Below are 14498 nucleotides of genomic sequence, written 5' to 3'. Positions count from 1 at the left end.
TTTGGTTGACATAATATTATTATCGTTCACCATCGAATAAATCGACGGCGCGTTTTTTCTCGGAATCTCCGATATGGGCGTAGACTTGTGTCGTTGCGACGGATTCATGACCGAGTAGCTGCTGGATCGTCAGAACGTCGACCCCACCGGTCGCAAGACGTGTCGCAAACGTATGCCGCAATTTATGCGGTGTAATTTTTTTGCGCTCTAAAAAGGGTAGGACCGGTTTCAATCGTTCCGTGTGCCGTTGCAAAATATGCTGGACTGCCCGTGGACTGAGTGGTTTCCCATGTTTTTGGAAGACAGGCACGGCGCCGCTCGTTGGCATCTGATAATGAATCGCGTATTTGCGTAAGGCGATCCGGGCTGGCTTTGCGAGCGGGATCAGTCGCTCTTTATTGCCTTTCCCGATGACGCGGAGCGTGTTTTCGTGGAAATCGACATCGTTCCAGACGAGTTGCGTCATCTCACTTAAACGCATCCCGCTATAGCCGAGCAGTTGGAACAACGTCACGTCGCGGACACGATCCCGTTCATAATGCGATGCTTCCCGGGCATTCATCTCGACGTTCGACGGTAATAATTGAATCAATTCGTTCCATTCGCGTTTCGTCAGGTAAACCGGTTCCCGCTTCGCTTGTTTTGGTCGATTGACTTTGGCGACCGGATTTTCCGACAACTGACCGGTATCGACCAAATAACGAAACAGTGACTGTAACGCTGATAACTTCCGGTTGATGACGCTCGGTGCATTTTGTTTCGTTAAGGCAAGGTATTCGGCGTAGGCTTCGATTCCTGCTGCATCGATCTCGACGAATGCTTCAAGCGGAATATCTCGCGCCGTTACCTCTTCACCTGACGCTGTTGCGACGAATTGAAAGAACGCCTCATAATCGTAGACGTAGCGGCGCATCGTTGCTAGTGAGAAATGTTTGGCTGCTAACTGATCCAAATAGGACTGAATGAAGCGTGGCATTCGCTCATAACCGGGAATCGCTGGTGCTGTAACCGAAACAGTCGTTTTATGTATTGTTTTTCCTAGGTTTTTAAATAAACTCATCCGACAATCACCCCTCTAGTAGTAGTATACCAAACGTTGGTACGTCAGACACTTGTTTGCGTGAAATAGTTATTTCACGCAACATTAAATTGTCAGACAGGGAGCGCTCAGTTGCATCGACAAGGTGATAGACGGGTCGTTGGTCAACTCGATGCACGTGAGAATTTAACTTATTTTTAGAGGTTTAAGGGTTGTAGAGTCTATTTAATAACAATAATAGTATTATGTCACCTAAATCACTAAAAAAGAATGAATAGTCAATTTCGCTCTCAGTTGCATCGAGAAGACGTCTGATGGGTCATTGGTCGACTCATTTGATTTCAAGACGATTTCTGAAAAACGTCGAAAACGTGCTCGATTTCGCATACTTCATCTTGGTTCGGGTATAGAGTGTTAGGTAAGAGTTATTTTCATAAGGGGGAGTTCTAAATGATTACCGATCAAGAAGCACGTCAGTATTTGAAGGATGCAAAACGCATTGCCGTCGTCGGTGTCTCAAGTGATTCTGGGAAGACGGCGAACTGGATTGCTGACTACTTGGTTCAACACGGGTACGAAGTCATTCCGGTCAATCCAACGTTAAACGAGTGGAACGGTCAAAAAGTCTATCCAAGTGTTGCAAGCATTCCAGGACACATCGATATCGTTGACGTTTTCCGTCGGTCTGAGTTTTTGGCGGATGTCGCGAAAGATGCTGTCGCTCACGGTGACGTCGGGATGATTTGGAATCAACTGGGTCTCTCAAGTGTCGAAGCAGAGAGCCTGGCGCTCGGCGCTGGCATTCCATATATTGAGAATCGTTGCATCAAAATCGAGCATCAATACCTGTGAATCATCGCACGACTATAGGCATCTTCACCCGTTCGTGAAGGTGTCTTTTTTCATGCCCATTACAGGTTATGCTTGTCAGGAAGCAAGAAGATGCCTACAATTAGAGACAGACTACTTGAAATAACGAACGAACGTTTGTAAAAACGACGTCGTAATTTTGAATTTTGAGGTGAAATGAATGGCGACAGACTTAAATAACTACAATGATGATGCCATACAGGTGCTCGAAGGACTCGAAGCAGTCCGGAAGCGCCCTGGTATGTATATCGGTTCTACCGATCACCGTGGACTTCACCATCTCGTCTACGAGATCGTTGATAACGCGATCGATGAAGCACTCGCAGGATTCGGGGAACAAATTGATGTCACGATCCATAAAGATAATGCGATCACGGTCCGTGACCATGGACGTGGGATGCCGACGGGGATGCACGCATCGGGAAAACCGACTGCTGAAGTCATCTTCACGGTCCTTCACGCCGGTGGTAAGTTCGGTCAAGGTGGATATAAGACGTCCGGTGGCTTACACGGCGTCGGGGCGTCGGTCGTTAACGCCTTATCAACGGATTTGAAAGTAACGATCTTCCGTGACGGGAAACAATATGAGCAAACGTTTGAAAACGGCGGGATTCCGAAGACGACGTTGCTTGAAACGGGTACGACGCGTCAAAAAGGAACGAGCGTCTACTTTAAACCAGATGGCTCGATCTTCAGTACGTTGACATACAACTACGATACGCTTGCGGAACGCTTACGCGAATCAGCCTTCTTGCTAAAAGGTCTGAAGATTACGTTGACGGACGAACGGTCCGACAAACAGGACATCTTCCAGTACCAAGACGGTGTCAGCGAATTCGTTCAGTACTTGAACGATGATAAAGATACGCTTCATCCGACAGTTGCATTCGAAGGAACGGAAAATGAGATCGAAGTCGATATCGCCTTCCAGTTCACGGATGCGTACTCGGAAAACGTCCTTTCGTTCGTCAACAACGTCCGGACACGCGACGGCGGCACACATGAAGTCGGGGCAAAAACAGCAATGACACGAGTCATGAATGAATACGCCCGAAAGAACACGCTCTTGAAGGAAAAGGATAAGAACCTTGACGGAAATGATATCCGCGAAGGGTTGACCATGATCGTCTCGATCCGAATTCCAGAAGAATTCCTTCAGTTCGAAGGACAAACGAAGTCGAAACTCGGCTCACCGGAAGCGCGGACGAGCTGTGACGCTGTCATCAGTCGTCGTCTCTCGACGTACTTGGAAGAGAATCCACAAACGGCGACGCTGTTAATCAAAAAAGCAATTCGCGCTGCGCAAGCCCGGGAAGCGGCACGGAAAGCGCGCGAAGAAGCACGAAACGGGAAAAAGAAAAAACGTTCGAGCATCTTGAACGGAAAACTGACACCTGCGGCTTCAAAAAACGCAGACAAGAATGAATTGTTCCTCGTCGAGGGTGATTCTGCCGGTGGTTCTGCGAAACAAGGACGAAACCGGACGTTCCAAGCGATTCTTCCACTCCGTGGGAAGGTCTTGAACACGGAAAAAGCGAAACTCGCTGACATCATGAAGAATGAAGAGATCAACACGATCATTCATGCGATTGGTGGCGGTGTCGGAGCCGATTTTGACTTGTCGGATTGTAATTTCGACAAAGTCATCATCATGACCGATGCCGATACCGATGGCGCGCATATCCAAGTCTTGCTGTTGACGTTCTTCTTCCGCTACATGCGTCCGTTGATCGACGCTGGGAAGGTCTTCGTTGCCTTACCACCGCTCTATCGTGTCTCAAAAGGAAAAGGCAAATCGGAGAAATTTGAATACGTCTGGGACGAAGAGACCCTTAAGAAAACGACGAAGAAATTCGGTAAAGGTTATATGATCCAGCGTTACAAAGGACTTGGGGAGATGAATGCACCGCAACTCTGGGAAACGACGATGGATCCCGAGACACGGACATTGATTCGGGTCACGATCGACGATGCTGCCGTAGCGGAAAAACGCGTCTCTGTCCTCATGGGAGATAACGTCGGACACCGCCGGACGTGGATCGAGGACAATGTCGCCTTCGGTCTCGCAGAAGACCTCTCGATCATCGAGAATGAGCACGTGACGAAAGAGAGTGTGAACGAACATGTCTAATCTACAAAACATCCTGAACCTGTCGCTCGAGCAAGTCGTCGGCGACCGGTTTGGTCGTTATTCGAAATATATCATTCAAGATCGTGCCTTACCGGATGCCCGAGATGGTCTAAAACCGGTTCAACGCCGGATCTTGTATGCGATGCATACGGAAGGCAACCTGTTCGACCGTGCTTACCGAAAATCGGCGAAGACGGTCGGCGTCGTCATCGGTAACTACCACCCGCATGGTGACTCATCGGTCTATGAAGCAATGGTCCGCTTGAGCCAAGAGTGGAAACTCCGTTATCCGTTGATCGATATGCAAGGAAACAATGGATCAATCGACGGCGATAGTGCGGCAGCGATGCGGTATACGGAAGCCCGTCTGTCGAAAGTTTCAAGTCTCATTCTTGACGGAATCAACAAACAGACCGTTGATTACACGCTCAACTTCGATGATACGACGGAGGAACCGCTCGTCTTACCATCACTACTGCCGAACCTGCTGATGAACGGTTCGACGGGGATCTCCGCTGGTTACGCGACCGAGATTCCACCGCATCACGCGGGAGAAGTCCTCGATGCTGCGATCGGTCGGATCTCCGGTACGGTTCAGAACGTCGATGACTTATTGAAGCACATGCAAGGTCCTGATTTCCCGACTGGTGGTGTCGTCCAAGGGCTTGACGGCATCAAGAAGGCGTTCGAGACAGGACGCGGGAAAGTCATCATCCGCTCGCGCTCAACGATTGAGACACTGCGGGGCGGTCGCCAGCAAATCGTTATCACTGAGCTCCCGTATGAGGTCAATAAAGCGAATCTCGTTAAACGGATGGAAGAACTCCGTCTTGATAAAAAGGTCGAAGGTGTCGCTGAAGTCCGTGATGAGACCGACCGCGACGGCTTACGGGTCGTCATCGAGTTGAAGAAGGAAGCGGACGCAGAAGGTGTCTTACACTTCTACCTCAAACAGACTGACTTACAAATTGCCTATAACTACAACATGGTCGCGATCCACGAGCGGACACCGCGGCAAATGGGCGTCTTGACGCTCCTTGATGCGTATCTCGCACACGTCAAGGAAGTCGTCATCCGTCGGACGGCGTTTGATCTTGAGCAAGCGAAACGCCGCCAGGAAGTCGTCTCCGCCTTGATGACAGCGATCTCTGTCCTCGATGAGACACTTGCCTTGATCCGTTCTGCATCGAATAAAGCAGATGCGAAGGAGAAGCTGATCGCGCGCTTCAACTTCACGGACCGTCAAGCGGAAGCCGTCGTCATGCTTCAACTCTACCGGTTAACGAATACCGATATCGTCGAGTTGCAGGAAGAAGCAGCGAAACTCGAAAAGGAGATCGCTCGTCTTGAGAAGATCCTCAACGATGAAAAGACACGGAATCGTCTCATCGTCAAGGAATTGACGGTCTTGAAAGAACAAGTTGCGGACAAACGTCGCTCAACGATCGAAGCGGAAGTTGAAGAACTGAAGCTGAAGACGGAAGTCATGATCGCTGTCGAGGAAACGATGGTCTTCCTGTCGAAGAACGGTTACGTCAAACGTTCATCACTCCGTTCATTCGGTGCCTCGAACGACTTGCCGGACTTGAAGGAACAGGATCGTCCGTTGCTCCAAGGGCAAGCGATGACGACCGATCACTTGATCGTCTGGACCGTTCGCGGAAACTACTTGCTGATTCCGGTCCACCAATTGCCGGATACGAAATGGAAAGATGGCGGTCAACACGTCGCAAACCTCGTCCCTCTCGAACCGGGTGACCGGGTTCTTTCAGCGGATCTCGTCCGCTCGTTCGATGAAGCCCATCACTGCTTGTTCGTTACCCGTCAAGGGATGGTCAAACGCTCGAAACTGAGTGATTACAATGCACAGCGGAAGTCAAAACCACTCCAAGGTGTCCGTCTGAAGGCAGATGACGAAGTCTTGTACGCTCAGGTCTCGACGGGTCAAACGGACCTCTTCCTTGCGACACAGAACGGTTTCGGACTCTGGTTCACGGAAGATGACGTCCCGGTCGTCGGTGTCCGGGCCGCTGGTGTCAAGGCGATCAACCTGAAGGATCAGGACGTCGTCGCGGGTGCGATCGGCTTCAAGGAAGCGCCGCAGATCGTTCTTTTGACGCAACGGGGTGCCTTGAAGAAGATGCGTCTCGCGGATCAGTTCCAAGTCTCGAGCCGTGCGCTACGTGGCTTACAGTTACTGCGTGATTTGAAATCAAAACCACACCGGGTCGCAGCATTGATCGATGTCACGCAAGCAAAGGAATTAGTTCTCAGCGGGAAAGAGCAGGAGAAAACGATCCAAATCGGTTCGTTATCGTTCCTCGACCGCTTATCGAACGGTTCATTCGCCTATGATGAAGAGAAATTCGGTCCATTGCTCGACTGGTATACACGATGAGATAAGGCTCCTCCGGATAACGGGGGAGCTTTTTTAGATTTAGCAGGGCAGGAGAGGGGATTTTGAGACAAATGCTCGGAATTTTGAGATTTATCGCGAGAAATATCGTTTACAAATTGAAACACTGACCAATAACGGCTACAATAGAAGAAATAGTCAGGTCACGATTCGTCACGAACAAGCGTCGGGTCACGCGTCTCCGCAGCTTTGCTTATAGCGTCAATTGATCAAGCAGCTACGGGACCGTCCCTTTAGCTGCTTGTTGTGCAATCTGCCGACCTTGGAGAGGTGATGAAGATGAAATTCAGACGTCGCGAAAAAGTAGCAATCTATATCACTCGGGAAAAACCTAACGGATGGGAACTACTTGTTTTTCATCCGCAATCGGCTCCTGAGAGTGATTGGCAGATTCCTGCAGGTACGATCGAAGATGCTGAAATCGCAAAAGAAGCGGCTGTCCGTGAGACGCTTGAGGAAAGTGGTCTCTCGTTAACATCCGTCCAGTACATCGGCGAAGAAGAGATGCGCTATCCGGAGCGAATGCGGGTGCATTACACGTATTTCTATCATGCGCACATCGAATGCCAAGAGAACCGCTGGACGCACTGTGTTGCTGGTGACGGTCAGGATTGCGGTGATTTCTTTGATTTTGCGTGGTTGCCGCTTGAACGGATCACGCAACTCGAACGCCGCCATCATATATTCTTGGATCGTTTGATTCATCGATTGGAACGAACACGTCCGTATGATTGTCGAAAACACGGTTAACCCCGTGTTTTTTTATTTTGTCTCACTATCTTAAGTTTACCTTTATTATGAGACAAATTCTCATAACTATTGATAATATATGTTATGTTAACTTGAATAAAAAAATGATATTTTAGTCAGATCCATTTATCCCCCTGCCATTTAAAAATCGGTCTATCGTCCTGTTGGTCTTCCTCCTTATTCTTTGTTACTCTAATAACAGTAACACTGCAAATGTTACCTTTTTAACGGTAACAAATTAAATGTTTCCATGATTGCGGTAACAAATGAACAGGAGGAATCGTCATGCAAGCTGTTGCTTTGTCGTTTGATGTCAAAGGCTCCCGCGATTATCCGAGCAAAGAAGCATTACTTCAAGGGCTTCGTGTACTCGCGAACGATCTGAATACAGCATTTCCATTGAGTATCGTTCCGTTTCAAATCAAATCCGGCGATAGTTTACTAGCGGTATTCGCAGATTATCCGGTTAGTTATCCGGTCATTCTGCACTTATTGAATCAAGAATTGCCAGGTTACATCGGGATTGGATTTGGTCAATATGAGACGATTTCGACGACGCGGGCTGAAGAAGCCAATGGTAGTGCAATCATTCATGCCTTTGAAGCACAGAAACTGGCGAAGACGCTTCCATCGCGGATTGCTTTTGCTGGACCGCCCTACTTACCGACCGCCCTGCTGAACGGTTATCTCGAGATGCTGTATCCGGCTTACTTCGGGAAGACGGACCGTCAGATTGAACTGCACCGGTTGATGGATCGATATCCAGATGATACGTATGAGGAGATCGGACTGAAGATGGGCTTCAAGGAACAAGATGCCCGCGTAAATGTCGCAAAACTCGTCTCCCGCTCGCAACGTAAGCAACGGAAGCGACTTGAAGCTGCCTTGACCCAGGCACTGGAGCAATTCCAAGTCTGGGAGGCGATTCGGTGACCGTCTTACTTAGTCTTTTACTTGTCCATCTACTTGCTGATTTTCCATTACAGACGAAACGAATGGCGCAATTGAAACATCGACACCAACGAATCTTACTCCAACATCTTGCCGTTCATGCGGCTCTGATGCTACTTGTGCTTGCGTTCTTCGTCATCCAAGGGGAATTGACCATCGACATCGCCGGATGGCTTGGAGGCAGCATTCTCGTGTTTCACGCCCTACTCGATGCTTCCCCGCTCAAACGCCGCGTCAAACAAGCAGTAGCGTACTGGATCGATCAAGCGTTACATATCGTTGCCATCATCGCCTTGACATGGGTGTTCGTTTCGATCGATTGGTCGTTGTCGTTCTCGCGACCGGAGCAGATCCTGTGGATTCTTTGCTTTAGTTTAGTGACGACGGAGTTACTCGGTCACGGAATCGCCTTGATGCTCGCACCATTCGCCCCGCGATTGATTGAAGCGCATTTCGAGCGGAAAGTGACACGCAAAGAGCAATTAGATGGCATCTCGCGGACCGTCACGCACGAAGTCGAAGATTCTGCACGCAGTTATACGACGGAATTAAGCGGGATCGGACGTTATATCGGTCTCGTCGAACGCGCAATCATCACCCTGCTCGTTGTCACGAATGCAACTGGAGCCATTGGCTTCATCATTGCCTTGAAGGCACTGGCTCGTTTTAAACAGTTTGAAGATCGCCGCTTTGCGGAATATTACATCATCGGGAGCTTGCTCAGTATCTTAGGAGCGATTTTATGTGGACTGGCGATCCGTGTCGCTTTGTAAACGATGAATGAAAGTGAGGGAGACGGTTTAGGTTTAATCCGTCGTACGGCATATGAAACAAATTGGATTAGTCAGGCATCACCGGGTGACGGAAGGATATCCGACGAAAGGCTGGATTAGCGCTAGCGATATTGAAAAATGGATTGAACGGTATGATACGTCAGAGATCGATATTCAACCGGTCGAGCTCGGTCAGATTGACTGGACAGTCTGTTATGCCAGTAGCATGCCGCGTGCCGTCCAGACGGCGCAAAGCGTTTATGATCAAGAAATCATCGTGACGGATCTGCTGCGTGAAGTGCCGTTTCCGACGATTCGGTCGAATCTCCGATTACCGTTCCTCGGCTGGGCGGTTCTCGGTCGATTCGCAGCCCCGTTCAGTAAACGAATACAAGCCGAAATCAAGGATGCGAATGAACGGATTGAAGTGCTCTTAAATCAATTAATGTTCGAAGACGACGAACGGGTTCTACTCGTCGGTCACGGCGGCATGATGATCCTGATGCGCGCTGCCTTAAAACGACGCGGTTACAGCGGACCACGGTTCGGTCATCCGCGCAATGGCATGCTGTATCTGTTCGAGAAAGAGGAACCGACATGTTGAAATGGGGATCAACGATTCTATTAGCACTCTGTTTAATCGTCATCTTCTATACGACACGGGACGAAGCACCCCCTGCCCCGACGGCAGGACAGATGGAGATCTATGGTTTTGACGTCGGTCAAGGAGATAGTACGTTCATCCGAACGAAGGAAGATGCGATCTTGATTGATGGTGGGAATAACGGCAAAGGCGAAGATGTCGTCCGCTACCTGCAAAAATTGGGTATCAAACGCTTAACAGCGGTCATTGCGACACATCCGGACGCCGATCATATCGGTGGACTCGATACCGTCCTCGATGCCTTTCCAGTCGACAGCGTCTATGCCCCGCGAGTCACGCATACGACGGAGACGTATCGCGATTTCCTCCTTGCCGTCAAACGCGAAGGGGTGACGATCAAGTCAGTTAAGGCAGGTCTTAAAATACCGAGTGAAGCCGCACGCTTTACGTTCCTTGCTCCTCTAACAGACGGGACACAGGATCTTAACAGCTGGAGTGCCGTCCTCCGGGTCGAACATGGACAAGACCGCTTCCTCTTCATGGGCGACGCGCCGATCCGAACGGAACGACAATTACTCGAGTCAAACGCCGATGTACGTGCTGATGTCTTAAAGCTTGGACATCACGGGGCAGACACATCGTCCTCCCTGCCCTTCCTACAAGCTGTATCACCAAAACGTGCCTTGATCTCAGCCGGAAAGGACAATGCCTATCGTCATCCACGTCCTTCCGTCTTACAAGAACTGAAGGCAGAACGGATTACGATTGACCGAACCGATCAAAGTGGAACGATTCAGTATATCTCGACTGGTGACGGTATCAAGGAATCAAACCGGCCTGATTTACGACCGGAATAACGAGACGCGGAGGTGTATCAGATGCGATTGACCGTAGCTGATTTTGAAGATGATCTAGCAATTTGTGAGACCGACGACCGTGAGACGATCACGTTACCGAAAAGTCGTTTACCGCGCCAAGCGACGATTGGCGACCGACTCGATTGGAGCGGACGCTCGATTCGAATCTTACGCGATGAGACGAACGTGCGTAAAAAAGAGATCACCGAGCTGATGGATGATCTCTTTGAAGAATGATGGGATTCCCTCGGTGCGCTGAGGGAGTCTTTTTTAATCAAGTAGACTGATGATGAGTCCAGTGAGGATGCTTGCTGTGAATAAGAAACCAAGCGTATACGTAAGCAAACGTAATCCGATTGGGAGTCGACGAATCGCGGCAAAGGCACGACGATTCGGGGGACCTCCGGAAACGACGCGTTGGTAATCATCGAGCGGACTATGGACGACGTCATGTTGAAAGACTGGAGTGGTATCGGATTCCGTAGTATATGGTTTCATGAGTCCATTCCTCTTTATCTTAGCAACCCTAAATACATTATTCGATCAATGACTTCCTAATCCTGTTTCAATGTTTTTGATATTTCACGAAACTTTTGGATGAAAATGGTAGTATAAAAGGTAGACGTATTTCTAGACCAATCGTTTTAGGAAAATCACTAGCGGTTTTTTCTGAATTTTCGTACACTTTAGAAATACAAAGCATCTTAAAGGGGGAATCATTTATGTTTCAAACGTTACGGACATCACTTAAGCAATCCGTCCTTGGTCAGGACGATGTGATTGATCATTTGTTGATTGGTTTACTTGCCGAGGGGCATATTTTACTCGAAGACCGTCCCGGCACTGGTAAGACAACACTAGCAAAAGCGCTCGCGCAGACACTCGATGCAAAATTCTCACGTGTTCAATGTACAGCAGATACGTTACCGACGGATTTACTCGGAATGGAGCTGTTCAACCCACTCACTGGGTCGTTCGAACAACGGTTTGGTCCGCTGTTTGCCAACATTGTCCTCGTTGATGAGATCAACCGAACGACTCCACGGACCCAGTCCGCTCTCCTTGAAGCCATGGCAGAGGCGCAAGTGACAATTGGTGATATGTCGTATACGCTACCCCAACACTTTCTTGTCATCGCGACACAAAACCCGTTCGACGGACACGGCACATTCCCGCTCCCCCATGCGCAACTCGACCGCTTCTTGTTCAAGTTGTCGTTCGCTCCCTTGACGCGTCAAGCGGAAAAAGCATTGTTACATGGAGCGCATCTGACCGCAGCCGATCTACACATTCCACTTGAACAACTCAACGACTGGAAAGGGGAAGTGGTTGCGGTCACGATTGAGGACAGCGTCGAAAATTACTTACTTGATGTCTGTGATGCACTCCGCGCCCATCGTGACGTTGAGATTGGACCAAGTCCACGAGCGACACTCGCCCTTTTAAAGGCAGCAAAAGCGCGTGCTTGGATGCAAGAGCGGACGTACGTCACACCGGAAGACGTCAAACACTTAGCAACGCCGCTTCTCGCTCACCGACTCGTCCTAACACTTGAAGCGACGCTGAAGTTGTCGAACGAACGTCTCGTCCAGCAGGTGCTCGATTCACTCACCGTTCCGACTGAGGTGTAATCATGCAATTGATCACACCAAAAGCCTTTAACCTCATCATTCTCACCATGACGGGCGCAAGTGGGATCATCGTCGGACTCTATGGTCCTGTTTGGATGGCGGCTATATTATTTGCCTATACGATATACGGCTGGGTGATGCCCTATTATCTTGAATACATCGCGAAGCGAATCCACGTCCGCCTCCTTGAGACAGTCCGTGCTTTCCGAGAAGAAGCGATCCAGATTCCGTTCGAGCTGACGAATCCGACGAAGTTACCGCTTGGACGGATTACGATTTCCGGTCTACTCGGGGATCAAATCAAGCTTCCTGACGCGAGTAGTCAGTTTTGGCGTCAACACATGTATGTCGGTAAACAGACGATCGTCCCGTTTTCAATCGATGTCATCGCTGCACAGCGAGGAACAATTCGGATTCAATCGTTTGACATCATGATCTCGGATCCGTTTCATCTGATGACGATCTATATCACGCTCGACATCCAGGAACTTGGGCATGTCTTCCCAGACTTCGCGCCAGCGTCCGTCGAGTGGAACGAGCGGATGATTCCGGGTGAGACGATTGATCGTTCGAGTCCGTTTTCGGATCGTTCGAGTTTTCATTCAGTCGTTCCCTATTCCGGAGACGCGAAATCGATTTATTGGTCTGCCTATGCAAAGACAAACGAACTGTATTCGTATCAATATGATCGGAAACGTAATCATGATTATGCCGTGATCGTCGATGGTCTGTCAGCAGATGGGCTCGCCCTCCGCTCTGACTTCGAGAAACTCTTATCGCGTGCCGCAACAATCATCCGCGAACTCGAAAAACAAGGCGCTTCCTACAGTCTTTGGATCTCGATGGTCAATCGAACGGGTCAGTGGTATCATGTCCCGTCCGGTACGGGGAAACATCAGTTCCTGCGGACGATGGAATGTCTTGCCCGGATCTCGGAATATGACTTACCACTCGAGCGCCGCTATTTCACGAAACGCTTACAACGGAGCGTTCCGTCAACGACGGCAGAGATCCATCTCGGTCATCGGCAGAAAGGGGTGAGCGCATGATTCTCTGGTGGATTTTCCTAGCGAGTCTATTACCCGTTCCGTTCTATCTAGCACTCGTTTTCCCGGCACTTGCCTTCGTGCCGCACCGCTCGCTTCGGATTGGACTACAGCTACTCGCAGCGGGATTACTGTTCATTCTATCTCCGGTTGCTTGTATTTTAGCTCTTATCTTCGTCGCCTGGACCGCATTTCTTGATACGGTCGAGTCAGCTTGGCGTTACGCCGCAAGTGGACTGATCGTCGGTGGCGTGATGATTCTATTCCCAGGTGTGACTCCACCGTTTGGTGCCTTTTTGCTCCTCTTCCTTGTCGTCGCGTATCCATTCGTCGTCACCTATATGACAGAATGGCGACGTATCTTCTCAACAGTTGGTCTGATGCTGACGTTAGGGCTCCTTTTAGCCGGTCTTTTTCGATTGACGAAGGAAGCACTCGTAGGGTCCGTGACGAATTCGATCCGACCGCTGTTTGAAGCATTTGGCTCCCTCTTCCTTTGGACGGAGCCACTCGGACGAAAAGCGGACAACATGACGAACCGCGCGATGGGACTTGAAAACATCAAAAGCGTGGAAGACGTCAAACAAGCAACGGTCCAAGCGGGAACGTCACATTGGATTTGGATCGTGACGGCAATCGTGACTGTACTGTTCGTTGCAATCACGCTGTACGTCATCCGGAAGCGAAAAGTCATTCCGATTGAAATGGAACAGACTGTCAAACGTTCCAAACAGGTACGAACGCATGCTCCAAAACGTTATAGTCATCACCCGCTGCTGAAGATTGCTTCGCAACTTGAACAAGCCTTCCCAAGACGTCATGAGGAGACGACGCTTGAGTGGTTGATGCGGATTGAGTTCCCGGATGCGTCATCCAATGCGCGTTTAATCGACGGGATTGAATTCAGCACAAGCGAACCCGCCTATGATATCCAAACGTTCCGGCGTCAAGTACGCGAACAAATCGAACGTTAACAAAAAGCCCTTGCTCGTGGAGTAAGGGCTTTTTGTCGCATTGAGTGCGCATCAATTGATTGAGGCTTCCCTCATAGGAGAGACTCGGATTAAGAAACGGTTCGATGGATTTTTGAGAGCCGATGAAGAAAAATGGAATATGTGCTTTCCGGTAGACGGAGGCATAGTCACGTCCCGCTGCCTTATGTAAGTACTCCGGCATGATCATGACGGCGTCATATTGACGTAAATCTCCTTTGATTTCCTGCAGATCAATTGAGTGGAGGTTCGGAGATTGTGTAAGAACCGGAGCCGTTCCGACGACAGCGATGGTGAGATCGATGGTACTAGCTTTTGGCGTCAACGTCGATTTTTTCAACATACACACCGTAAGCAGTAGACTGAGTGCAAGTAAAGTCATGACGGTTCTTTGGCTCATCCGTCCATCCATGGTTTCCTGATATTAGGTCTTTCACC

15 protein-coding genes are annotated in these 14498 nt (G+C 49.5%); 12 read left to right on the top strand and 3 right to left on the bottom strand.

Annotated features, from left to right (window positions below):
- Window positions 1–19 precede the first annotated feature (19 nt).
- Complete coding sequence (locus HZS85_RS04800; RefSeq protein ID WP_214853831.1) at window positions 20–1060, bottom strand: tyrosine-type recombinase/integrase; 1041 nt, start codon at window positions 1058–1060, stop codon at window positions 20–22.
- Window positions 1061–1489: 429 nt separating this feature from the next.
- Here HZS85_RS04800 and HZS85_RS04795 point away from each other — a divergent pair, with 429 nt between their 5' ends.
- From HZS85_RS04795 to HZS85_RS04755, 9 genes are all read left to right on the top strand, one after another.
- Window positions 1490–1891 carry a CoA-binding protein gene (locus HZS85_RS04795; RefSeq protein ID WP_035407950.1) on the top strand — a complete coding sequence of 134 codons (402 nt, stop codon included), beginning with the start codon at window positions 1490–1492 and terminating at the stop codon, window positions 1889–1891.
- Between the two features lie 178 nt (window positions 1892–2069).
- Complete coding sequence (gene parE / locus HZS85_RS04790) at window positions 2070–4040, top strand: DNA topoisomerase IV subunit B (protein ID WP_035407952.1); 1971 nt, start codon at window positions 2070–2072, stop codon at window positions 4038–4040.
- Complete coding sequence (gene parC, locus HZS85_RS04785; RefSeq protein WP_214853828.1) at window positions 4033–6438, top strand: DNA topoisomerase IV subunit A; 2406 nt, start codon at window positions 4033–4035, stop codon at window positions 6436–6438. Before parE ends, parC begins: the two co-directional genes overlap by 8 nt.
- Before the next feature lie 297 nt (window positions 6439–6735).
- Window positions 6736–7206, top strand: a complete 471-nt coding sequence (locus HZS85_RS04780) for an NUDIX domain-containing protein (protein ID WP_251137843.1) — start codon at window positions 6736–6738, stop codon at window positions 7204–7206.
- Window positions 7207–7491: 285 nt separating this feature from the next.
- On the top strand, window positions 7492–8139 hold the full coding sequence (locus HZS85_RS04775) for a hypothetical protein (protein ID WP_214853822.1): 648 nt from the start codon (window positions 7492–7494) through the stop codon (window positions 8137–8139).
- Window positions 8136–8930 carry a DUF3307 domain-containing protein gene (locus tag HZS85_RS04770; protein WP_214853819.1) on the top strand — a complete coding sequence of 265 codons (795 nt, stop codon included), beginning with the start codon at window positions 8136–8138 and terminating at the stop codon, window positions 8928–8930. The genes HZS85_RS04775 and HZS85_RS04770 overlap by 4 nt, the downstream gene beginning before the upstream one ends.
- A 52-nt stretch (window positions 8931–8982) precedes the next feature.
- Window positions 8983–9534, top strand: coding sequence for a histidine phosphatase family protein (locus HZS85_RS04765; protein WP_035407960.1), 552 nt, complete (start codon window positions 8983–8985; stop codon window positions 9532–9534).
- A complete protein-coding gene (locus tag HZS85_RS04760; RefSeq protein ID WP_251137842.1) occupies window positions 9528–10391 on the top strand; it encodes a ComEC/Rec2 family competence protein in 864 nt (287 codons plus the stop codon). Before HZS85_RS04765 ends, HZS85_RS04760 begins: the two co-directional genes overlap by 7 nt.
- Before the next feature lie 21 nt (window positions 10392–10412).
- Entirely contained in the window at window positions 10413–10628 is a 216-nt protein-coding gene (locus tag HZS85_RS04755) for a DUF3006 domain-containing protein (RefSeq protein ID WP_214853815.1), read from the top strand.
- A 33-nt stretch (window positions 10629–10661) separates the two neighbouring features.
- On the opposite strand, the gene HZS85_RS04750 is transcribed toward HZS85_RS04755, so the two are convergent.
- A complete protein-coding gene (locus HZS85_RS04750) occupies window positions 10662–10889 on the bottom strand; it encodes a hypothetical protein (RefSeq protein ID WP_214853803.1) in 228 nt (75 codons plus the stop codon).
- Between the two features lie 224 nt (window positions 10890–11113).
- Here HZS85_RS04750 and HZS85_RS04745 point away from each other — a divergent pair, with 224 nt between their 5' ends.
- Genes HZS85_RS04745 through HZS85_RS04735 form a run of 3 tightly spaced genes read left to right on the top strand, consistent with a single transcriptional unit; the run spans window position 11114 to window position 14042 of the window.
- Window positions 11114–12022: an AAA family ATPase gene (locus tag HZS85_RS04745; protein ID WP_214853801.1), complete on the top strand. Its 909-nt coding sequence runs from the start codon at window positions 11114–11116 to the stop codon at window positions 12020–12022.
- Between the two features lie 2 nt (window positions 12023–12024).
- Window positions 12025–13071: a DUF58 domain-containing protein gene (locus HZS85_RS04740; protein WP_214853799.1), complete on the top strand. Its 1047-nt coding sequence runs from the start codon at window positions 12025–12027 to the stop codon at window positions 13069–13071.
- A complete protein-coding gene (locus HZS85_RS04735; RefSeq protein WP_214853797.1) occupies window positions 13068–14042 on the top strand; it encodes a hypothetical protein in 975 nt (324 codons plus the stop codon). The genes HZS85_RS04740 and HZS85_RS04735 overlap by 4 nt, the downstream gene beginning before the upstream one ends.
- Here HZS85_RS04735 and HZS85_RS04730 read toward each other — a convergent pair.
- Window positions 13972–14460, bottom strand: coding sequence for a hypothetical protein (locus HZS85_RS04730; protein ID WP_214853795.1), 489 nt, complete (start codon window positions 14458–14460; stop codon window positions 13972–13974). The two genes, HZS85_RS04735 and HZS85_RS04730, sit on opposite strands and share 71 nt — an antisense overlap.
- Window positions 14461–14498: the final 38 nt, after the last annotated feature.

Origin of the sequence: Exiguobacterium sp. s130 (genome assembly GCF_018619055.1) — a bacterium.
GTDB lineage: Bacteria > Bacillota > Bacilli > Exiguobacteriales > Exiguobacteriaceae > Exiguobacterium_A.
This window is presented reverse-complemented; position numbering and strand designations above follow the sequence as displayed.